The 21,133-nt window shown below is 66.7% G+C and carries 19 protein-coding genes; 9 read left to right on the top strand and 10 right to left on the bottom strand.

The window, feature by feature from the left end; genetic code table 11:
• From rlmH to rng, 3 genes are read left to right on the top strand one after another with little or no spacing between them, the layout of a single operon-like run.
• Positions 1 to 471 (top strand): 23S rRNA (pseudouridine(1915)-N(3))-methyltransferase RlmH, encoded by a 471-nt coding sequence (gene rlmH, locus HWW87_RS23345; protein WP_034208007.1) that lies wholly within the window; start codon positions 1 to 3, stop codon positions 469 to 471.
• Between the two features lie 51 nt (positions 472 to 522).
• Entirely contained in the window at positions 523 to 1,170 is a 648-nt protein-coding gene (locus HWW87_RS23340; RefSeq protein ID WP_175822333.1) for a Maf family protein, read from the top strand.
• Between the two features lie 7 nt (positions 1,171 to 1,177).
• Positions 1,178 to 2,647 carry a ribonuclease G gene (gene rng, locus HWW87_RS23335; protein ID WP_174389088.1) on the top strand — a complete coding sequence of 490 codons (1,470 nt, stop codon included), beginning with the start codon at positions 1,178 to 1,180 and terminating at the stop codon, positions 2,645 to 2,647.
• A gap of 77 nt (positions 2,648 to 2,724) precedes the next feature.
• Here the strand turns inward: rng and HWW87_RS23330 are convergent, their stop codons facing one another.
• A complete protein-coding gene (locus HWW87_RS23330) occupies positions 2,725 to 3,105 on the bottom strand; it encodes a DUF1493 family protein (protein WP_175822332.1) in 381 nt (126 codons plus the stop codon).
• 2 nt (positions 3,106 to 3,107) lie between these two features.
• Positions 3,108 to 3,287, bottom strand: a complete 180-nt coding sequence (locus HWW87_RS23325) for a hypothetical protein (protein WP_175822331.1) — start codon at positions 3,285 to 3,287, stop codon at positions 3,108 to 3,110.
• Between the two features lie 210 nt (positions 3,288 to 3,497).
• Between HWW87_RS23325 and HWW87_RS23320 the strand changes: the two genes are divergently transcribed.
• From HWW87_RS23320 to HWW87_RS23305, 4 genes are all read left to right on the top strand, one after another.
• Positions 3,498 to 3,833, top strand: a complete 336-nt coding sequence (locus HWW87_RS23320) for a 50S ribosome-binding protein YggL (RefSeq protein ID WP_069618124.1) — start codon at positions 3,498 to 3,500, stop codon at positions 3,831 to 3,833.
• A 376-nt stretch (positions 3,834 to 4,209) separates the two neighbouring features.
• Positions 4,210 to 5,175, top strand: coding sequence for a PRC-barrel domain-containing protein (locus HWW87_RS23315; protein WP_174433043.1), 966 nt, complete (start codon positions 4,210 to 4,212; stop codon positions 5,173 to 5,175).
• Entirely contained in the window at positions 5,172 to 6,431 is a 1,260-nt protein-coding gene (locus HWW87_RS23310) for an MFS transporter (RefSeq protein WP_174433042.1), read from the top strand. The genes HWW87_RS23315 and HWW87_RS23310 overlap by 4 nt, the downstream gene beginning before the upstream one ends.
• 41 nt (positions 6,432 to 6,472) lie before the next feature.
• Complete coding sequence (locus tag HWW87_RS23305) at positions 6,473 to 7,039, top strand: FUSC family protein (RefSeq protein ID WP_174433041.1); 567 nt, start codon at positions 6,473 to 6,475, stop codon at positions 7,037 to 7,039.
• A gap of 70 nt (positions 7,040 to 7,109) precedes the next feature.
• Here the strand turns inward: HWW87_RS23305 and HWW87_RS23300 are convergent, their stop codons facing one another.
• Positions 7,110 to 7,490 (bottom strand): RcnB family protein, encoded by a 381-nt coding sequence (locus HWW87_RS23300; RefSeq protein ID WP_175822330.1) that lies wholly within the window; start codon positions 7,488 to 7,490, stop codon positions 7,110 to 7,112.
• Positions 7,491 to 7,632: 142 nt separating this feature from the next.
• On the opposite strand from HWW87_RS23300, the gene HWW87_RS23295 reads away from it, so the two are divergent.
• On the top strand, positions 7,633 to 8,397 hold the full coding sequence (locus HWW87_RS23295; protein WP_175822329.1) for a glycosyltransferase family 2 protein: 765 nt from the start codon (positions 7,633 to 7,635) through the stop codon (positions 8,395 to 8,397).
• Between the two features lie 36 nt (positions 8,398 to 8,433).
• Here the strand turns inward: HWW87_RS23295 and HWW87_RS23290 are convergent, their stop codons facing one another.
• From HWW87_RS23290 to dnaE, 7 genes are all read right to left on the bottom strand, one after another.
• The gene (locus tag HWW87_RS23290; RefSeq protein ID WP_175822328.1) at positions 8,434 to 9,648 is read right to left on the bottom strand and encodes a glycosyltransferase family 9 protein; all 1,215 of its coding nucleotides are present in this window, start codon (positions 9,646 to 9,648) and stop codon (positions 8,434 to 8,436) included.
• Between the two features lie 41 nt (positions 9,649 to 9,689).
• Positions 9,690 to 10,925, bottom strand: coding sequence for a glycosyltransferase (locus HWW87_RS23285; protein ID WP_175822393.1), 1,236 nt, complete (start codon positions 10,923 to 10,925; stop codon positions 9,690 to 9,692).
• Positions 10,922 to 12,208 (bottom strand): O-antigen ligase family protein, encoded by a 1,287-nt coding sequence (locus HWW87_RS23280; RefSeq protein ID WP_244107326.1) that lies wholly within the window; start codon positions 12,206 to 12,208, stop codon positions 10,922 to 10,924. Before HWW87_RS23280 ends, HWW87_RS23285 begins: the two co-directional genes overlap by 4 nt.
• Positions 12,205 to 13,335 carry a glycosyltransferase family 9 protein gene (locus HWW87_RS23275; RefSeq protein ID WP_175822327.1) on the bottom strand — a complete coding sequence of 377 codons (1,131 nt, stop codon included), beginning with the start codon at positions 13,333 to 13,335 and terminating at the stop codon, positions 12,205 to 12,207. The genes HWW87_RS23280 and HWW87_RS23275 overlap by 4 nt, the downstream gene beginning before the upstream one ends.
• A gap of 265 nt (positions 13,336 to 13,600) precedes the next feature.
• Positions 13,601 to 14,665, bottom strand: coding sequence for a glycosyltransferase family 4 protein (locus HWW87_RS23270; RefSeq protein WP_175822326.1), 1,065 nt, complete (start codon positions 14,663 to 14,665; stop codon positions 13,601 to 13,603).
• A 32-nt stretch (positions 14,666 to 14,697) separates the two neighbouring features.
• Positions 14,698 to 16,485: a lipid A export permease/ATP-binding protein MsbA gene (gene msbA / locus HWW87_RS23265; protein ID WP_175822391.1), complete on the bottom strand. Its 1,788-nt coding sequence runs from the start codon at positions 16,483 to 16,485 to the stop codon at positions 14,698 to 14,700.
• A gap of 32 nt (positions 16,486 to 16,517) precedes the next feature.
• Positions 16,518 to 20,051, bottom strand: coding sequence for a DNA polymerase III subunit alpha (gene dnaE / locus HWW87_RS23260; protein ID WP_175822325.1), 3,534 nt, complete (start codon positions 20,049 to 20,051; stop codon positions 16,518 to 16,520).
• Between the two features lie 215 nt (positions 20,052 to 20,266).
• Between dnaE and HWW87_RS23255 the strand changes: the two genes are divergently transcribed.
• A complete protein-coding gene (locus HWW87_RS23255) occupies positions 20,267 to 21,121 on the top strand; it encodes a sulfurtransferase (protein WP_175822324.1) in 855 nt (284 codons plus the stop codon).
• The last annotated feature ends 12 nt before the right edge of the window (positions 21,122 to 21,133 follow it).

Genomic DNA, 21,133 nt, shown 5'->3' with positions numbered 1-21,133 from the left:
ATGAAGCTTTTCATCCTCGCGGTCGGCCACAAGATGCCGGGCTGGATCGCATCCGGCTTCGACGAATACACGAAGCGGATGCCGCCCGAACTGCGCATCGAGTTGCGCGAAATCAAGCCTGAACTGCGTTCGGGCGGCCGCAGCGCCGAAAGCGTGATGGCGGCCGAGCGGCAGAAGATCGAGGCCGCGCTGCCGAAGGGCGCGCGCATCGTCGCGCTCGACGAGCGCGGCCGCGACTGGACCACGATGCAGCTCGCGCAGGCGCTGCCCGGCTGGCAGCAGGACGGCCGCGACGTCGCGTTCGTGATCGGCGGCGCCGACGGGCTCGATCCGGACCTGAAAGCGCGCGCCGACGTGCTGCTACGTATCTCGAGCATGACGCTGCCGCACGGCATGGTGCGCGTGCTGCTCGCCGAACAGCTTTACCGGGCGTGGAGCATCACGCAGAATCACCCCTACCACCGCGCATGACGTGTCGTCCTCGAGACGCGCGCCGCGCGCGCTCAACGAGATAACGACACCATGCCGTCCAGCACGTCCCCCGCGCTTTTTCCGACCCCGCTTTTCCAGACGCTTTACCTCGCTTCGCAAAGCCCGCGCCGCCAGGAGCTGCTGCAGCAGATCGGCGTACGCTTCGAGCTGCTGCTGCCGCGTCCCGACGAGGACGCCGAGGCGCTCGAAGCCGAACTGCCCGGCGAAGCCGCCGACGCGTATGTGCGGCGCGTGACCGTCGCGAAAGCCGAGGCCGCGCGTGCGCGCCTCGTCGCGAGCGGCAAGCCGGCCGCGCCGGTGCTGGTGGCCGATACGACCGTGACGATCGACGGCGCGATCCTCGGCAAGCCGGCCGACGCCGACGATGCGCTCGCGATGCTCACCCGCCTCGCCGGCCGCGAACACGCAGTATTGACCGCCGTCGCCGTGATCGATGCCAGCGGCGAACTGCTGCCGCCCGCGCTGTCGCGGTCGTCGGTGCGCTTCGCGGCCGCGTCGCGCGACGCGTACGCGCGCTACGTCGAAACCGGCGAGCCGTTCGGCAAGGCCGGCGCGTACGCGATCCAGGGCCGCGCGGCCGAATTCATCGAGCGAATCGACGGATCCCATTCAGGTATCATGGGTCTGCCCCTTTTTGAGACTGCCGCGCTGCTGCGTACCGCACGCGTCGCCTTCTGAGCCGCCCATGAACGAAGAAATCCTGATCAACCTCACGCCGCAGGAAACGCGCGTCGCACTCGTCCAGCAAGGCGCGGTGCAGGAGCTTCACGTCGAGCGCACGCTGTCGCGCGGGCGGGTCGGCAACATCTATCTCGGCAAGGTCGTGCGCGTGCTGCCCGGCATGCAGTCGGCGTTCATCGACATCGGCCTCGAGCGCGCGGCGTTCCTGCACGTCGCCGACATCTGGCATCCGCGCCTCGCGGGCGAGCCGCAGTCGGGCACGCCGCACCAGCCGATCGAGAAGATCGTGTTCGAGGGGCAGACGCTGATGGTGCAGGTGATCAAGGATCCGATCGGCACGAAGGGCGCGCGGCTGTCGACGCAGGTCAGCATCGCGGGCCGCACGCTCGTCTACCTGCCGCAAGAGCCGCATATCGGCATCTCGCAGAAGATCGAGAGCGAGGCCGAGCGCGAGGCCGTGCGCGCACGCCTGACGGCCGTGATCCCGCCGGACGAGAAAGGCGGCTACATCGTGCGCACGATCGCCGAGGACGCCACCTCCGACGAGTTGGCCGGCGACGTCACGTACCTGCGCAAGACCTGGGCGACGATCGTCGCGCAAGCGCAGCGGCTGCCGGCGACGAGCCTGCTGTACCAGGATCTCGATCTCGCGCAGCGCGTGCTGCGCGATTTCGCGAACGACGACACGACGCGCATCCAGGTCGATTCGCGCGAGACGTACCAGCGCCTCGCGGAATTCGCGGGCGAGTTCACGCCGGCCGTGAGCCCGAAGCTGCATCACTACACGGGCGAACGGCCGCTGTTCGACCTGTACAACATCGAGGCGGAGATCCAGCGCGCGCTGTCGCGCCGCGTCGACCTGAAGTCGGGCGGTTACCTGATGATCGACCAGACGGAAGCGATGACGACGATCGACGTGAACACGGGCGGCTATGTCGGCGCGCGCAACTTCGACGACACGATCTTCAAGACCAACCTCGAGGCCGCGCACACGATCGCGCGGCAGCTGCGGCTGCGCAACCTCGGCGGGATCATCATCATCGACTTCATCGACATGGAGAACGCCGAGCATCGCGACGCGGTGCTGTCCGAGCTGAAGAAGGCGCTGTCGCGCGACCGCACGCGCGTGACAGTCAATACCTTTTCGCAGCTCGGGCTCGTCGAGATGACGCGCAAGCGCACGCGCGAGTCGCTCGCGCACGTGCTGTGCGAACCATGCCCGACCTGCCAGGGCAAGGGCCAGGTGAAGACGTCGCGCACCGTGTGCTACGACATCCTGCGCGAGATCCTGCGCGAATCGCGGCAGTTCAACCCGCGCGAGTTTCGCGTGATCGCCGCACAGCAGGTGATCGACCTGTTCCTCGACGAGGAATCGCAGCATCTCGCGATGCTGATCGACTTCATCGGCAAGCCGGTGTCGCTGCAGGTCGAATCGAATCTGAGCCAGGAGCAGTACGATATCGTGCTGATGTGACGGTGCGTTCTTGTGCGGTTGCGCGATGCCTGCCCGGCGCGGCACGGATTTCCGCACCTGCATGCATCGCCGAACGGCTATTCCTCGCCGGTTGCTTTCCGTGCGAAGCGCTCGATTGCGTCGCTATCCCATCGGCCGAGACGCATCGCTTCTTCCAGCATGCCGAGTGTCAGGGGTACGCGCGGCGGCTTGCGATAACGCTCCGAAAACAGCGCGAGAAACGTCGTCACCATGTCTTGCCCCTCAGGACCGAAGTAGCGGTCGTAGGGGAACTCAGAGACATGCACGCCGAACGTTTCTGCCCATGTGTCGATGAACTCGACTGCGTCGACTCCGGTCACGCCCAGATCCTCTTCGAGGCGCGACGATGGTTCGATCCTCAGCTGACCGCCGAACAACGGTCGACCAAGCTCTTCACGTGTAAATATGGCCAGCTTTTCCCACGTATCGGTCGGCACGATCAGAACACCCTGTCTTCTGGTTTGGCGACGGCGTTGTACCGGCGCACCGTGCTGAACATGATGACGGCTGCAGGCGTGAGATCCTCACGCCCGTCGTACGCATGGCGATTGTCCGACATACGGCCCTCGTCGTTGTTCGAATGACCGCAGACCTTAGCAAAGCCGAACACGCTCGCCATCCCTGTATCATTCGGTCAGGCGCGCAATAGGCCGCTTGACCAGGCCGCACGGCGAACGGCGCCTCGCGCAATTGTTTAAGAACAGTTTCGGGCACTGTCCCGCGATACGCCCGCTTTCGCCTCCAGCCTCGCCCATGCCGCACGTCGACAGGGTGCCCGCGCCATCTGCCGCGCTATCCTTTCTCACCTCTCATTCACTCAGCACACACCATGAGCCAAGGCCACAACCGCCGCCAGCGCAAGAAACTCCACATCGGCGAATTCCAGGAACTCTCGTTCAACGCCACCGCGCATTACCGCAACGACATGACCGACCTCGAGCGCGGCCAGTTAATCGACGCATTCATCGACTTCGTCGAAGCGAACGGGCTGCTGACCGTCGCGTCCGCGGACGAAGGCATCGGCGCGTACGTGATCTCCGGCGCGCCGCGCGGCACGACGACCGACGCCGATCGCGAGCTCGTGCGCGGATGGCTGGCCGCCCGTCCGGAACTGAAGGACGTCCAGGTCAGCGAATTCGCCGATGCGTGGTATCCGGACGCCTGATTTCCCGGGTTCACGCTGCTTCGGACAACGCCCGTGCCCGCCCGTCATGACGGCGGGCCAGGCCGGCGCTGCTGCTTCCGAATGATCATGATGGCCGCTGGCGTTGCGGCGCCGATGTCGCTATCCGCGTAGCCGAGCCAACGCACCGACGGCAGCGGCGCCGGTGCCCGCATCGTCGTCGATCAGTCGCGGGAGCCCCCCGCGACGGCCTCCGATCCCTTCCTTTTCCCCACGGTCCGCCTGCAACAAGCCATCGATATCGGTCCTGAAAGCAAGACACGTTAAACTCTCACCTCGCGTGGTGCGCCGCCCGCACCCGCCATCCATCGCCAGCCGCGTGCCCTCGGGCCGCCCCCGACCCATGGAGTGAGTGTCAATGAGCGGCGGACTCCCGTTTCCCGCATCCTGCAAGTCGTTGCCGTCCTCGACGGTCTTCCTGATTCTCGCCGTCGCCGCGTTGCTGTCCGGCTGCGGGCTGCTGCCGGTCCAGAACCCGCCCGCGCCGATCAGCGAGGCGCTCGTCGAGCCTGTCGAGGAAACCGCCGGCGAGCCGCTGACGATGCCGCCCGTGCCCGCGCCGACGCACCCGGAGGAACCGGAAGCGCCGAAGAAGCCGCACCGCGAGGTGACGCGGCCCAAGCCCGTGCAGCGCCCCGAATCGCCGACCCCGCCGCCGCCTCCGCCCCCGCCGCTCGTCGCGACGCGCTCGCTCGACCGTACCCAGATCCATGCGCTGCTCGACAGCGAAGTCGCGCGCCGCAACGGCAAGGTGGTCGGTCGCGCAGTCGACATGGTGGTCGACGCGAGCGGCAAGCCGCGCGAGATGATCGTCAACCTGCAGGGCTTCATGGGGATCGGCGACCGCAAGGTCATCTTCCCGTGGAACGTGTTCCGCTTCACGCCGGGCGGCAAACAGGAGCCGATCGTGCTCGACGTGCCGTCGGGCGACCTGCCGCCCGCCGCGCGGCCGAAGGCCGTGCCGCTGTCGGGCTCGGCCGCGGCGTCGCCGGCGACGCGGCTGCCGATGCTCGACAGCGATGTCGAGCGCCCGAACGGCACGAAGATCGGCCGCATCGTCGACGTGCTGATCGACCGCGGCGCCCAGCCGCAGGCCGTCGTGCTCGACCTCGGCGGCCTCGTCAATACCGACCGCCGTTCGATCGCCGCAAGCTGGGGCGCGCTGCGCTTCGTCACGCGCGACAAGGCGCTGCACCCGCAGCTCGACCTGAACGACGCGCAGATCAAGGCATCGCCGCCGTACGCGGCCGACAAGCCGATCGTCGCGGTCTTCCCGCCTGTTGCCCCGGCCGCGCCGGCTTCGTCTGCGAGTGCCACCCGATGACGATCAAGCATTCCGTCAGCGTTCGCAGTCTCCGCTCCCTCGACTGGCTCAACTTTTTCGTTGCAAACGTTCAAACCGGGTTCGGTCCGTTCATCGCGTCCTATCTCGCGTCGCACAAGTGGACGCAGGGCGAGATCGGCATGGTGCTGTCGATCGGCACGATCAGCGCGATGGTCAGCCAGGTACCGGGCGGCGCGGCCGTCGATGCGCTGAAGAACAAGAAAGGCGCGGCCGCGTGGGCGATCGCGGCCATCATCCTGTCCGCGGTGCTGCTCGCGTCGAGCCCGACGATCGTGCCGGTGATCGCGGCCGAGGTGTTCCACGGCTTCGCGAGCTGCATGCTGGTGCCGGCGATGGCCGCGATCTCGTTCTCGCTCGTCGGCCGCGCCGACCTCGGCGACCGGCTCGGCCGCAACGCGCGCTGGGCATCGATCGGCAGTGCGGTCGCGGCGGGCCTGATGGGGCTGACCGGCGAATACTTCTCCGCGCGCGCGGTGTTCTGGCTGACCGCCGTGCTGGCGCTGCCCGCGCTGTTCGCACTTGCGATGATCCAGCCGACGCACCAGGTGATTCCGCAGTCGTCGAAGCCTGACGACCTCGACGAAGCCGGCGAGCGCGAAACGCTGCTCGAGCTGCTGCGCGACCGCCGGATGCTGATCTTCGCGGCCTGCGTCGTGCTGTTCCACCTGTCGAACGCCGCGATGCTGAACCTCGCTGCCGGCGAAGTCACGGCCGGGATGGGCGAGAACGTGCAGCTCGTGATCGCCGCGTGCATCATCGTGCCGCAGGCGATCGTCGCGATGCTGTCGCCGTGGGTCGGCCGCTCCGCGCAGCGCTGGGGGCGCCGGCCGATCCTGCTGCTCGGCTTCTCCGCGCTGCCGGTGCGCGCGCTGCTGTTCGCCGGCGTCAGCAGCCCGTACCTGCTCGTGCCGGTGCAGATGCTCGACGGCATCAGCGCGGCCGTGTTCGGCGTGATGCTGCCGCTGATCGCGGCCGACGTCGCGGGCGGCAAGGGCCGCTACAACCTGTGTATCGGGCTGTTCGGGCTCGCCGCCGGGATCGGCGCGACGCTCAGCACGGCCGTGGCCGGCTACGTCGCCGATCACTTCGGCAACGCGGTCAGCTTCTTCGGGCTCGCGGCCGCCGGCGCGCTCGCGGTGCTGCTGGTCTGGCTCGTGATGCCCGAAACTCGCGTCGAGAACGGCGATGCGACGACCGACGAACCGGCGCCCGCCTCGCCCGAACAGGCGCATTGACGGCGGCGCGCCGCCGCTACCCGCTTCTTGGCCGACGCACGATGGATACGATCAGGACACTCAACGAAGCCCGCCAGCAGATCCAGCAGTCGATCTTCGATCTGTTCAAGGGGCTGTCATTCAGCGAGCGGCTCGCGCAAGGCGGGCTGATGGCGCTGCAGGCCGTCTGCGGCGCGTGCCTCGCGTATGCGATCGGCCGCGCGATGCATACCGAGCAGGCCGTGTGGGCGGCGATCACCGCGATCGCCGTCACGCAGCACAACTACTCGGACACGATGTCGCTGTCGCGCGACCAGTTCATCGGCGCGATGGTCGGCGGCATCCTCGGCTTCGCCGGTGCGGCGCTGGGCGGCGATCGCCTCGTCGCGTATGCGATCACGGTCGCGGTCGTGATCGTCTGCTGCTGGTGCCTGAACATCGGCAGCGCGGCACGGCTCGGTGGCGTGACCGCGACGATCGTGCTGCTGTTCCCGGGCAATGGCCCGCTGTGGGACGTTCCGCTGATCCGGCTCGGCGAAGTGGCGCTCGGCACGGTGTGTGCGCTGGGCGTGTGCTGGGTGATGTCGAGAATCGAGCGGCGCTGGTTCCGCCGCGCGGCGGCAAAGTGACGCGGTGCCGGGCAACGCGCCCGGCAGCCGGATGAACGATCGGAACGCTGCGTGACGGTTACGGACCGGGTTACGGACCGACCCGCAGCACGATGCCCGAGCCGATCTGCACGAGCAGGTAGTCGCCGCCGACGCCGACCCAGTGATAGCCGCGCGGCGGCGCACTCAGGCGGTAGCCGCGCCAGTCGTCGACCACATACTGGCGATCGCGGAACTCCTCCGGCAGCCGGTCGCCCCTGTGCCAGTCGCGGCGCGGCTGGTCGGCCCAGCGCGGCGGCACGTCTTCAGCGCGGCCGGGCCCTTTGCGCATGTCGTGCTTGTCGTGCCCGTACGCATGGCCATTGCCATGATCATGCCGCCGGTCGTCCTGCTGTGCGCTGGCCAACGTCGACGCCGCCAACGCGGCGGCCATGAACAAAACGGCAAGAATCGGGTGCCTTGTTACCATCATCCACCTCCCGTCGAACCGCCGGCGCCGGGATGACGCCACGGCCGGACAAGGCTAGCACAGCTCGCAGGGCCCGCCGGTTGCGCGGCGTCACGCACGAGGCAGCGGGTATACTCTCGCTCACCTTCGATCCGAACGATTTTTCATGGCTGAACCTACGCTCGGCGTCGCCATCATCGCCCACAACGCGGCCCGCCGGCTCGCGCAGTGCCTCGACGCGCTCGCCTTCGCGGACGACGTCGTTGTCGTCGACGGCGGCAGCACCGACGACACCGTCGAGATCGCCCGCGCGCATGGCGCCCGGGTGATCGTCGCCGCCGACTGGCCGGGCTTCGGCCCGCAGAAGAATCGCGCACTCGCGGCGCTGTCGACCGACTGGGTGCTGTCGATCGATACCGACGAAGTCGTGTCGGACGAACTGGCCGCATCGATCCGTGCTGCGATCGGCGCGCCGCGGGCCGACGTCTATGCGATCGATCGCCTGTCGGCATTTTGCGGCACCTGGGTGCATCACAGCGGCTGGTATCCGGACTGGATACCGCGCCTGTTCCGGCGCAACGCCGCCCGCTTCTCGGACGACCTCGTCCACGAGCGGCTGGTGTTCGACGGCCGCGCCGAGCGGCTCGACGGCAGGCTGCTCCATTATTCGTACGACGACCTCGAAGCGGTGCTGCGCAAACTCGACGCGTATTCGAGCGCCGGTGCACGACAGCGCCGCGCGGCCGGCGAGCGGGCGACGGTCGGCAAGGCCATCCGGCGGGGGATCTGGGCGTTCGTGCGGACCTACGTCATCCGCCGCGGGTTCCTCGACGGGCGTGCGGGACTGATGATCGCGGTATTCAACGCGGAGACGGTGTACTACCGCTTCCTGAAGCTCGCGCACGACGACACGCACGCGTCTGGCCGCTAGGCGGTCACGGCGGGCAATGCGCCGACGGCGCGCGGGTTACGCGCCGCTGCGCGGCAACGCCGACACGTCGATCACCGATTCGCGCGGAGCCTCGAAGGCCGGCCGGCCTTCGACGAGCGCCGTCGCGACGGCAATCACGCGCTGCGCGGAGAGTTCCGTCAGGCAGCGGCTCCAGCTTTCGAGATGACGGTCGCAGCCTTCGAGCTTGCAGGGCACGCACTCGCCGTCGCCTTGCATCAGATAGACGTTGCCGCGCTCTGCCGAGCCGCGCAGCGGCCAAGGCTCGTCGTGCGCGGGCCAGTTGGCGGGCCACGGCCCCCAGCGTACCGGGTTGGATGGCCCGAATAGCGCGAGCGTCGGCGTCCCGCACGCGGCAGCGACGTGGGTCGCGCCGGTGTCCGGCCCCACGAACAGCCGTGCCCGGCGAATCAGTTCGGCGGTCTCGCCGAACGTCAGGCGTCCGACGAAATTCGCGACCGGCTCGCCCGCGGCAGCCACGATCCGCTGCGCATACTCGATCTCCGCCGCGCCCGGCCCACCGCTCAGCGCGACGTCGAAGCCGCTTGCGCGCGCCCAGCGGATCAGTTCGACCCAGCCGTCCTCGCGCCACTGTTTGTAACGGAACATCGGGGATGGGTGCAGCACGATGTGCTGTCGCGTACTCGACAGCGCGGCCGGCCCATACAGCAGCGTGTCGAAGCGCGCGATGCGCGCCGGATCGGTGCCGATGCCGGGGGCGACCACTTCCGCGCAAGGCGTCACGCCGAGCGCTTCGGCAATCGCGAGACTGCTCGTCACCGTATGGACCTCGCCGTGCCGGTTGAGCGCGATACCGTCCAGCATGAAACGCGTCAGCCGCGTGACCCGCTCCGGATCGACGAGCCCCACGCGCCGGCGCCCGCCGAACCATGTATAGAAACGGGCGCGATCCGAGCTGATCGCCGCGCATGCGAGGTCGTAGCGCCGCCACAGCCTGAAAGCGTCGGCGAACCGCTCGCGCGGCTTCGCTCGCTGGGCGACGACGATCACGCGACGGATGTCGGGGTTGTGCTCGAGCACGCCTTCGGTGCCCTTGAACACGATCATGTCGATCTGTGCGTCGGGCCAGCGCCGCTTCAGCGAACGGACCAGCGGCGTCGCCAGCAGCACGTCGCCGATCCGGCGGGTGCAGGAAACGAGAATGCTGCGTGGCGGCGCATCGAGCGTGAGGGGAACAGTCACGGCAGGTGTCGGTGAATCAGAACACACCATTTTAGCGAAATCGCCTGTAGCAAACCATCGAACACCAGTCGTTACGCCGTAAGCAAGCCATCGATGAGCGATGCGATTCGCCGGTTCGCGGCCGCCACGTCGAGCGAGGCGACCTTCGCCGCTGCGCCTGCCGCGAGCGACGCGCGCAGGGACGCATCGGTGACGATCCGCTCGAGCGCGGCCGACATCGCGTCGATATCGCCAACCGCCACAAGCAGGCCCGCGTTGCCGTCGTCCAGCAGGTCGCGCGGCCCCGTCGGGCAATCTGCCGCCAGAACCGGCGTACCGAGCGCCATCGCCTCGCCGAGCACCATCGGTGCGCCCTCGTAGCGGCTGCTGAGCACCAGTGCGTCGGCCGCGCGAATGAACGGGAACGGATTCGCGCAATAGCCGACAAAGGTGACGGCATCGCGCACTCCCAATTCCGCAGCCAGTTGCTCGAGCGTCCGGCGGTCCGGGCCGTCACCGAGCAGCACAAGCGCCGGGACGTCCGCACTGCGTGCGCGCCACCTCGCGTAGGCGTGCAGCAATGTGCGGTGATCTTTCTGTCCTTCGTCGAGCCGGGCGACCGATACGACGAAGCGGCTCGCCGGCCGCTCGAAATCAGCCTCGGCGCGGCGACGGATCACATTTACGTCGATCACGTTCGGCAGATCGGCGATCCGCACGCCGGCCCCGGCGAACATCTTCTCCGCCTCACGCCGCATCGCGGGCGTGAGCATGGCGATCGCCGCATAGCACGCATACTGTCGCGTGCGCCGAGCCATGTATGCATCGCTCTTGTTCCCGAAGCGCGCAACGAAGCTGTAATGGCTCACACCGAACCAGCGCGCAGAGCCGCGACCGGCTATACGCCGCAGTGAAAAGTCGAAATCGCAGACGACGTCGAAGCCGGCCGCGATCCGCAGGAAACGACGCGCGACGAGCGAACGAACTGCTACGTGGGTCATCAGCTTGTGCGCCAGCTTCTCGCCGAAGCGTAGCCGCCGGCGGCGCTCGACCTGATGCAGCACATGCGACCAGCGAGCCTCCGCCAGCACGTGAACCGGTACGTCAGCGGGAATCGCGCCGCTGCGTCGCAGCGCATCGAGATCGTCGGTCGGGAACGCCACCGACAACGCGGGCGCGAACTGGCGACGATCCAGCGCATTCAGCCATGCGACCAGCGCGGTTTCCGTGCCGCCCCGCCCGAAGTCGTCGATATGGAACAGCAATCGCACGGGCTTGCCGTTCGCGATCGGCCTGCCTGCTTCGGCGCGGCTTGCGATGGCGTTCACGACGCGCTTCCCGGCTGCGCGCGACGCACGCCTGCGCGTCGCTCGCCATACCCGAGCATCAGCCCGGCAAATGCCCAGAATGCCAGGATCGTCGTCTGCCACATGAAATCGTCCACCAGATTCTTCGTGACCATCCCGACAACAAGCGCGATGCCGCCCACCGCGATCCACGGCTCGACCTTGCGCAACCGCCAGAACGCGATGCCGAGCGTCGCCAGCAGCAGCGCCTCCAGCGTCAGCCCAATGCGTCCGGTCTGCAGCCACGTATTCAGGAAAAGATTGTGCGCGTGCGTCAGCGCCTGTGGTTCGAGCGCCAGCAACTCGGGCGGCATCTCGCTGCGGTAGGCCATTCCCGGCACCGGTTTGCCGAAACCAATACCGAGCCATGTGTGCCGACTGCCCTGCTCGTCATAGAACTTCCACAGCTTGGGTCGTGTGTCCGACGACAGCGTGTCGCCGACTGCGGTCATGCCGGGCGGCACATACAGCCGCACGCCGGCGATCGAGATGTCGCGCGACGCGGCCAGCGGCGGCTGCGAATCGTGATAGCGCAGCCGCGCACTAATTTCGAGCGTACCGATCGCACCGGCGCCGACGACGACCGCTGCCAGGGCCGCCAGCAGCAGATGATGCCGGTACAGCGGATAAAGACCGATCAGCAACACCACCGCGGCAGCAGGCCAGAAGAAGCGATTGAGGGTGGCAAGCCCGACCATCCCGCAAAACACGAGTCCCGTCACGCCGACCCAGCGCCAGCCGCGCTTGGGTACGAAGAACGCGCAAAACAGCGCCATTGCGAACGCAACGAGCGTACTCGTATGCCCCACCCGTGCATAGAAGCGCAACGGGAATGTTTCGGGTGTCGGCGGCTGCAACTTGCCCCAGTAGATCACGCTGATCGCAGCAAGCAACGCGCACGCGAACCACACGGTCAGCGTGACGCGTTCCGGCCGCTCGACCCGCGTGCCGAACAGCCAGAAGCCCCAAAACGACAGCAGCGGATACACGACCTCGTCGAACCACGCATGCCGGCTGACGTCCGGAAACACCGACCAGCGGGTGGCCGCAAAACTCCAAGCCGCCCAGCCGACGATCGGGAGAAACAATGGCCACCGGAACACTGCCGGCCGCCCCCGCACGCAAGCGGCACCGATCAGCGCAATCCCGACCAGCACCATGCTGCAGTTCACGAACGCCGCCATGTGCCCGAACATGACCGCGAACATCAGAACGGGGCAGCCAATCCACAGAAGACGCTCCATACGCGCCGCAATTACAGTCATCGAACTTGCACCAGAACTTGTTGCAGTGCGCCACGGACCGCGTCCACCGACAGCCCGCTCATGCATCCCGCGCAGCCGTCGTGCCACGCGACGCATGTCGTGGCGTCGCGGTCACATCTCCGAATCCACTGGACGTGACGCCGGAAAATATAGGGTTGATCGCGGCATGGCATGTCCGCGATCGTTACGGCGGCGAACGGAACGTCGCGCCAGTAGCGTCCGGCACCGTGAACCAACGCGCTGCCAGGCCCGAACAGCGTGACGGTCGGTACGCCGACGAGGCGCGCGAGATGCGCGACGCCCGTATCGGGGCAGACAACTGCCCTGGCGCCCGCATAGAGATGCCAAAGATCGGCGAGACCGAGTTTCCCGGCGAAGTTCGGCTGCCCGGCGCGCGGCCCGATCTGTTCGATCAGGTCGGCTTCGTTCTTGCCGCCACTCCACACCACCCGATAGCCGCCCGCCTCCATGTCGGCCGCCAGCGCTCGCCAGCGCTCGACCGGCCAGCGCTTGACCATCGTGCTGGCGCCCGGATGCAGCACCACGTATGGCCGCTCCCGAAGCGTCGCTGGCAACTCGACGCTCGGCGGCGGCACCGGCCAGTCGTCCGGCCGGTATGCACGTGGGGGAGGACCGTCGACCAGGTCTGCGATCAGGTCGCCCCACGCGGCCTGGGCATCGGGGTACGGGCGGGGCTCGTCGACCGGCCAGTTCTTCCACGCGGGAGAATCGCCGTCGTGCGCGACAATCCAGCGGCAGCCGGCCGCAAGCGCGAGCCAGCTGTGACGGTTGTCCGCTGCGACGAAGCCGAGATCATAAGGCCCCGATGCCAGCAAGCGGCGCACCGACACGGAGTCACGCGGATCGAAGGCCAACGCCTGAACGCCAAACGGTTCGCCCGCATACAGAGGTGCGATCGCCTTCGGACACGCGAGCGCGATGCGTGCGTGCGGGTATTGTTCGCGCAGCTTCGCCAGCAATGGTGTCAGCAACAGCGTGTCGCCGAGCAGAAGGTGATGCGCGATGAAAATGCTCGCCGGTTGCCGAGGCCTGCGCCGCAGCGGCTTGCACAGCAATCTCGGCAGAGCCCGCGCGAAGATGTGGATACGTCCGGGGAAACGGCTCATCGGTTAACAGCGGGCTGTCTCGATGGCAAAATTCGCGACGCGCATCGGCCCGCCGAACAGCCGAGTCGTCACACGAATCACCATGATCATTGTGAATTAAATAAGTATTTGCACGGAGCAAATCGCGCCGACCAACCGGCTCGAATCACCGGAGCGGAATGGCCAGCCGCACCACCCAAACAGGTCGCCAGAGTATACCATCGCCCCTTCGCGCCCCCGAACCGGAAGCCGTCTGACAAATTGCCCCTTGCAGGCCCGGACGCCGCTACGCCGGCGCCCAGGCCGCGCGGGCCAGCGCGAGCAATTGCTCGACATGATGGCGCACGCCTGGGTCGTAGCCTACCGCGTCGCGCGCGACGGCGACCCGGTCGCCGGCTCGCACACGGTTTGCGGCCGTCACCAGCACGGCGCGCAGCGCATCGACATCGTCCGCCGCGAACGTCAGCTTCGCAGGGTCCGCAATTACGTCATGGCAGCCGAGCGTGGGCGGCAAGATCACGGGCGTCCCGCACATAACTGACTCGATGCCGACCAGCCCGAACGGCTCGTATTTCGATGCAAGAATCGTGTAATCCGCCGCGCGGTATCCGTCCTCGATGTCTTTCACGTAGCCGATGTAGCGCAGTTGTGCCGATGTCCGCTCGGGCGGGCGGCCGGCCACCGCGACGACGATCGACGCGTCCGTACCCTGCAGCGCAGCCTCGATCAGCGGCAAGCCCTTGCGCACGTGGCTGCTCGACGGAAACAGCAGCACGACGTCGCGCTCGCCGAAACCGAAGCGGCGCCGCAACGCCTTGCGCTCATCGTCGCCGACAGGTGTGAAGCGCTGCGCATCGACGGGGGGATACAGCATGCGAATTCTGGCGTCATCGACGCCGTACAGCGTGCGCAGTTCGTCACGCATCATTTGCGAATGCGCGACAACATAGCGCGCATTCGCGTACTGCCGGCTCTCGAGCGCAATCTGGCGCCGGTCGAAATAGCCCGGTGCTCGGCCGATCGCACGCAAGAACCCTCGATGTGTGCCGCCGCAAATCGCGATCTCCGAGCAGACGACCCGATTACAGCCGATCAGCACATCAACGTCGGCCGCGCGGCGTGCACCGCGGAGCCGCCATGAGAACCATTCGTCGCGCAGCTTGCTGGGCAGGAACGATACGTTGATCCGATGCGGCTCGACGAGCCGCGCCTCCGGAATCGACGCGTCGACGGACCGCGCGAAGAACGCGGGCGTCACGCCCGCCTCCGCCATTCCCCGCGCGATATCGATCGCGTAGCGCTCGAGGCCGCCCCCGTGTTTCAGCGCATTGGCCGACAGACCGATCTTCATCCCGGCACTCGCGACACGAGCCCGCACGACACTCACCCGGCCTCCTGCTGGAACTGGATCCGATGCAGGTGGGCATACAGGCCACCGGATTCAAGCAGCGCCGCATGGCTGCCGCTCTCGACGATTCTGCCGCCGTCCATCACGAGAATCCGGTCTGCGCGCTCGATCGTCGACAGCCGGTGTGCGATCACTAGCGTCGTGCGGCCCTTCATCAGCGTCTCGAGCGCCGCCTGAACGTGACGCTCGGATTCGGAATCGAGTGCCGACGTCGCTTCGTCGAGAATCAGGATCGGCGCATCCTTGTAGATCGCGCGCGCAATCGCGAGGCGCTGGCGTTGGCCACCCGACAGGCGCATGCCGTTGTCGCCAACGAGCGTATCGAGCCCGTCGGGCATCGCTTCGACCGTACTGAGCAGATTCGCGGCGCGCAGCGCCGCCGTCACGCGTTCGCGGTCGGGGCTCTGCCCGTACGCGACGTTGCTCGCGATCGTGTCGTTGAACAGCACGACGTCCTGACTGACCATCGCAATCTGGTCACGCAAGTCACGTAACCGATACTCGGGTAACGCGACGCCGTCGACGAGGATCTCTCCGGATGTCGGATCGAAAAAGCGTGGCATCAGGTTGACAAGCGTCGTCTTGCCGCTGCCTGACGGCCCTGCGAGCGCGACCATCTCGCCAGGCGCCACGTCGAACGACACGCGGTCGAGCGTTGGCTTGCCGGTGCCGGCGTGATACGCGAACGACACGTCGTTGAAACGAACCCGGCCGGTCGCCCGCTCGAGCGGCTTACCGCCGCCTTCGGGTTCGCGTGGTTCATCGATCAGGCCAAAGATCAACTCGGCCGCCGTCATCCCGCGCTGAAGCGGCTGGTTCACGTCCATCAGGTGCTTGAGCGGCGAAATGATCAGCAGCATCGCGGTGACGAATGCGACAAAGCCACCAACCGTCGTCTGGTCGTTCGAGGACTGCACGACGGCAATCGTCAACACGACAGCAAGCGCGATCGACGCGAGAAACTGCGTGAGCGGCTGCGCAAGCCCCCCCGACACGATCATCCTCATCGAATAGCCGCGCAGACGCCGGCTCAATTCGTTGAAGCGGCCGATTTCGTACTGTTCACCATTGTGAATCTTGACGACCTTATAGCCACCCACGGTCTCCTCGACGATGTACGCCAGCTGGTTCGTCAGCATCTGGTGTTCGCGGTTCAGCCGGCGCAACCGCCGGTTGATCTTGCCAACGAGCCAGCCGATACACGGCAGCAACACGGCAACGATCAGTGTCAGCCGCCAGTTCAGGTAGAACAGATAGCCAAGCAGAAAGATCACCGTCAACGAATCGCGCACGAGCGTGATCAACACGCCGAGCAATACGTTCAGAACCTGGTTGACCTCGAAGACGACCGCATTGATCACCGTACTCGCGGTCTCGCGTTGGAAAAACGACACGCCGGTGTGGATCATCCGGTTAAACATCTCGATCCGTAGATCGAGCAGGATCCGGTTCGACACATACTGAAGCAGATAGTTGGACGCGTACTGAGCGGCGGCACGCACAAGCGCGAGACCAACGACCGCGATCGGCACGTAGAGCTTCGCGCTCACGTCACCCTTGGTGCCAAAGCCGCGGTCGAGCAGCGGCTTGAGCAACGCTGGAATCCCGGCTTCCGTTGCTGCGACGACGGCCATCGCAAGTACGCCCGCCACCATCACCCACAGGAGCGGTTTCAGGTACGGCCAAAGACGGCGCGCGACGACCACAGGCGACGATGCGTCTTCCCCGCCTATGGGTTTGCTAAGAGTAGGCTTGACGCTCAAGGTGCCCTCAAGGAATTTGAATCGAAAGACATTCAGTAGACAATTTCGACGACGCTGCCGTCGAACGCCGCGCGCAGCTCCGTCAGCAGCACGTCGCTCGGCTTCACGCGCCATGCGTCGCCCAGGCGCATTTCGCCTTGCGCCCGCGCATTGCTGTAGTGGATCTGGACTGCAAGCCCGTTCGGCAGCGGCGCCTGCGGACGCCGACCGCCATCGCGGCCGCCGCCGCGCGGCGCGGGCGCTTCGACCAGGTTCGCCGCGGCCGGATCGTCCTTCGACACGTGCGGCTCGAGCACGCGGCGCAACGCGACCGCATCGGCGTTGCCGTTCATCGTCAGCCGCACGGCCTGCGCATAGCGGCTGCGCGCGCGCTCGAGATCCATCACGGTATCGGCCGTGAAGCGAAGGCCGCCGGTGAACGCGTCGTTACGCGCCTGCCCCTGTACGATCAGCAGCTCGTCTTCCTTGAACAACGCCTTGTTCGCCTCGAACTGTTCGTTGAAGATCGTGATCTCGCACTGGCCCGAGCCGTCGTCGAGCAGCGCGATCAGCATCTTGCCGCGCTGGGTCATCTGCGTGCGCAGCGACGCGATGATGCCGGCGACGAGCTTGTCGCGCCCTTCCTTCAGGTCGCCGACCTTCTGCCGCACGAAGCGGCGCACTTCGTCGCGATACGCGTCGAACAGGTGGCCGGACAGGTAGAAACCGAGCGCGGCCTTTTCTTCCTGCAGGCGGCGCTTGTCGTCCCACGCGGGTTCGTCGACGAGCGCGTGCGCATGCGGCGACTCGGCGCCCATGTCGAACAGGCCGGCCTGCATCGCGTTCGCTTCGGCCTGGTCAGCCGCTTCCATCGCGAGCGGCACCGACGCGATCAACTGCGCACGGTTCGGGTTCAGCGAATCGAATGCGCCGGCGCGGATCAGCGCCTCGACCGTGCGGCGGTTGACGACGCGCCGGTCGATCCGTTCGCAGAAGTCGAACAGATCGGTGAACGCCTTTTCCTCGCGCGCACGCAGGATTTCCTCGATCGCGTTCTGGCCGCTGCCCTTCACCGCGCCGAGACCGTAGCGGATCGTGCGCGAGCGCTTGCCGTCGGCTTCCGCGACCGGCTCGAACCGGTAATGCGACTGGTTGATGTCCGGCGGCAGCACGGCGAGGTTGTTCACGACGCAGTCGTCGAACAGGATCTTCACCTTGTCGGTGTCGTCCATCGCGAGCGTCATGTTGGCCGCCATGAATTCGGCCGGATGGTGCGCCTTCAGCCACGCGGTGTAATACGCGAGCAGCGCATACGCGGCCGCGTGCGACTTGTTGAAGCCGTAGCCCGCGAACTTCTCCATCAAGTCGAAAATCTCGTCGGACTTCTCGCGCGTGAGGCCGTTCTTCGCCGCACCCTCGGCGAAGATCTCGCGATGCTTGGCCATCTCCTCGGGCTTCTTCTTGCCCATCGCGCGACGCAGCAAGTCCGCGCCGCCGAGCGAGTAGCCGCCGATGATCTGCGCCATCTGCATCACCTGCTCCTGATAGACCATGATGCCGTAGGTCTCTTTCAGGACGGGTTCGACGCGCGGATCCGGATAGTCGACCTTCTCGCGCCCGTGCTTCCGTGCGCAGAAGCTCGGGATCAGGTCCATCGGGCCCGGACGGTACAACGACACGAGCGCGATGATGTCCTCGAAGCGGTCGGGCTGCGCATCCTTCAGCATGCCCTGCATCCCGCGGCTTTCCAGCTGGAACACCGCGACCGTGTTGGCCTTCTTCAGGATCTGGAACGAGGCCGGATCGTCGAGCGGCACCTGCGCGAGCGACCAGTCGGCCTTCGACGGATCGAGGCGGCGGATGTAGCGCTCGGCCCAGTCGAGGATCGTCAGCGTCGTGAGACCCAGAAAGTCGAACTTCACGAGGCCGACGGCTTCGACGTCGTCCTTGTCGTACTGGCTGACCACGCCGCCGTCGTCGCCCTGCGTGTACAGCGGGCAGAAATCGGTCAGCTTGCCGGGCGCGATCAGCACGCCGCCCGCGTGCATCCCGACGTTACGCGTGAGGCCCTCGACGCGCTGCGCGAGATCGAGCAGCTGGTGGACTTCGTCCTCGTGGTCGTAGCGCTCCTGCAGCTGCGGCTCTTCCTTCATCGCGTCGGCAATCGTCACGTGCTTGCCGGGCTTGAACGGGATCAGCTTCGCGATGCCGTCGGTGAACATGTAGCCGAGGTCGAGCACGCGGCCGATGTCGCGCACGGCCGCCTTCGCGGCCATCGTGCCGAACGTGGCGATCTGCGACACGGCGTCCGCGCCGTATTTCTCCTTCACGTACTGGATCACGCGATCGCGGCCGTGCTGGCAGAAGTCGATGTCGAAGTCGGGCATCGACACGCGTTCCGGATTCAGGAAGCGCTCGAACAGCAGGTTGTAGCGCAGCGGATCGAGGTCGGTGATGCCGAGCGCGTACGCGACCAGCGAGCCGGCGCCCGAGCCGCGGCCCGGGCCGACCGGCACGCCGTTGTTCTTCGCCCAGTTGATGAAGTCCGCAACGATCAGGAAGTAGCCGGGGAAGCCCATCTTCGTGATGGTCCCGCACTCGAATTCGAGGCGCTTGTAGTACGTGTCGCGCTGCGCGTCGCGCTCGGCTTCGACCGGATACAACTGCGCGAGGCGGGTCTCGAGCCCTTCCTTCGACAGCTGGACCAGGTAGTCGTCGAGCGACATGCCGTCCGGCGTCGGGAACAGCGGCAGTTTCGGCTTGCCGAGCTCGAGCTTCAGGTTGCAGCGCTTCGCGATCTCGACCGTGTTCGCGATCGCCGACGGCAGGTCGGCGAACAGCGCGGCCATGTCGTCCTGCGTGCGGAAATACTGGTCGGTCGTGAAACGCTTCTGGCGCCGCGGATTCGCGAGGATGTCGCCTTCCGAGATGCACACGCGCGCCTCGTGCGCGGTGAAATCGTCGTCGGTCATGAACTGCGTCGGGTGCGTCGCGACGACCGGCAGCTTCAGCGACGCGGCGAGCGTCGCGGCCTGCTGGATATACGCCTCGGCGCCCGGCTGGCCGTAACGCTGCAGCTCGATGTAGAAGCCGCCCGGAAACACCCGCGCCCAGCGCTCGGCGTGACGGCGCGCGGCTTCTTCGTTGCCCGCGGCCAGCGCGAGCCCGATATCGCCCTGTTGCGCGCCCGACAGCGCGAGCAGCCCCTGCGCGAGCTCGCCGTCGAGCCAGCTCGCGTCGAGTTCCGCGCGGCCGCGGTACTGGTTCGTGAGCCACGCCTTCGACAGCAGCTCGCAGAGATTCAGGTAACCGACCTTGTCCTTGACCAGCAGCAGCAGCCGCGACGGCTTGTCGCGGTCGTCGGGATTGGCAATCCAGACGTCACAGCCGGCGATCGGCTTGATGCCCTTGCCGCGGGCTTCCTGGTAGAAACGGACGAGACCGAATGCGTTGCCGAGATCGGTGAGCGCGAGCGCGCCCTGACCGTCCGCGGCCGCCGCCTTGACGATGTCGTCAATGCGCACGATGCCGTCGGCGATCGAGAATTCGGAATGAACGCGAAGATGGACGAAGCGAGGATCTGACATGGGCGCTATTGTAGCCGCCTCGCCGCGCAGGCTGCCCAAAAAATGCCCGCTTTGGCCGTTCGGCCGAGCACGCGGCGACGCGTCGCGCGGCTGGCCGATCGGCCGGGTACCGATGCCCGCGCCGTTTGCGGGATAATACGGTTTTTCGAATCAACGCCCCGGCTTCGCACCCTTTTTTGCGGGCCGCCGTGCGGCCGTTTTCCCGTCGGACCATCATGACCATCGTCAACCTCGCCGCCTACCACTTCGTCTCGCTCGACGCGAACGAGCAATGGCGCCCGCTCGTCACCGCCCGCTGCAACGAACTCGGCCTGCGCGGCACGATCCTGCTCGCGCCGGAAGGCATCAACCTGTTCGTCGCCGGCACGCGCGAAGCCGCCGACGCGTTCATCGCGTACATTCGCCACGATCCGCTGTTCGAAGGCAAGTTCGCGACGCTGCAGTTCAAGGAAAGCCTGTCCGACTCGCAGCCGTTCCGCCGCATGCTCGTGCGCCTGAAGCGCGAGATCATCACGATGAAGAAGCCCGCGATCAAGCCGGAGCTCGGCCGCGCGCCGTTCGTCGACGCGCGCACGCTGAAGGCGTGGCTCGACCGCGGTCACGACGATACGGGCCGCCCGGTCGTGATGCTCGACACGCGCAACGCGTTCGAAGTCGACGTCGGCACGTTCGACAACGCGCTCGACTACCGGATCGACAAGTTCAGCGAATTCCCGGAAGTGATCGACGCGAACCGCGCCGACCTCGAAGGCAAGACGGTCGTGTCGTTCTGCACCGGCGGCATCCGCTGCGAGAAGGCCGCGATCCACATGAAGGAAATCGGCATCGACAACGTGTACCAGCTCGAAGGCGGGATCCTGAAGTACTTCGAGGAAGTCGGCGGCGCGCACTACCACGGCGACTGCTTCGTGTTCGATTACCGCACCGCGCTGAACCCGCAGCTCCAGCCCACCGAGAACGTCACGTGCTTCGCGTGCCGCGCGGTCGTCACGCCGGAAGCGCAACAATCGTCGCGCTACGTGCCCGGCAAGTCGTGCCCGGCCTGCGCACAGGCAGCCAGCGCCGCGTAACGGCGCGTCGCA

Source organism: Burkholderia sp. BCC0419, assembly GCF_902830285.1.
Lineage (GTDB): Bacteria > Pseudomonadota > Gammaproteobacteria > Burkholderiales > Burkholderiaceae > Burkholderia.
This window is presented reverse-complemented; position numbering and strand designations above follow the sequence as displayed.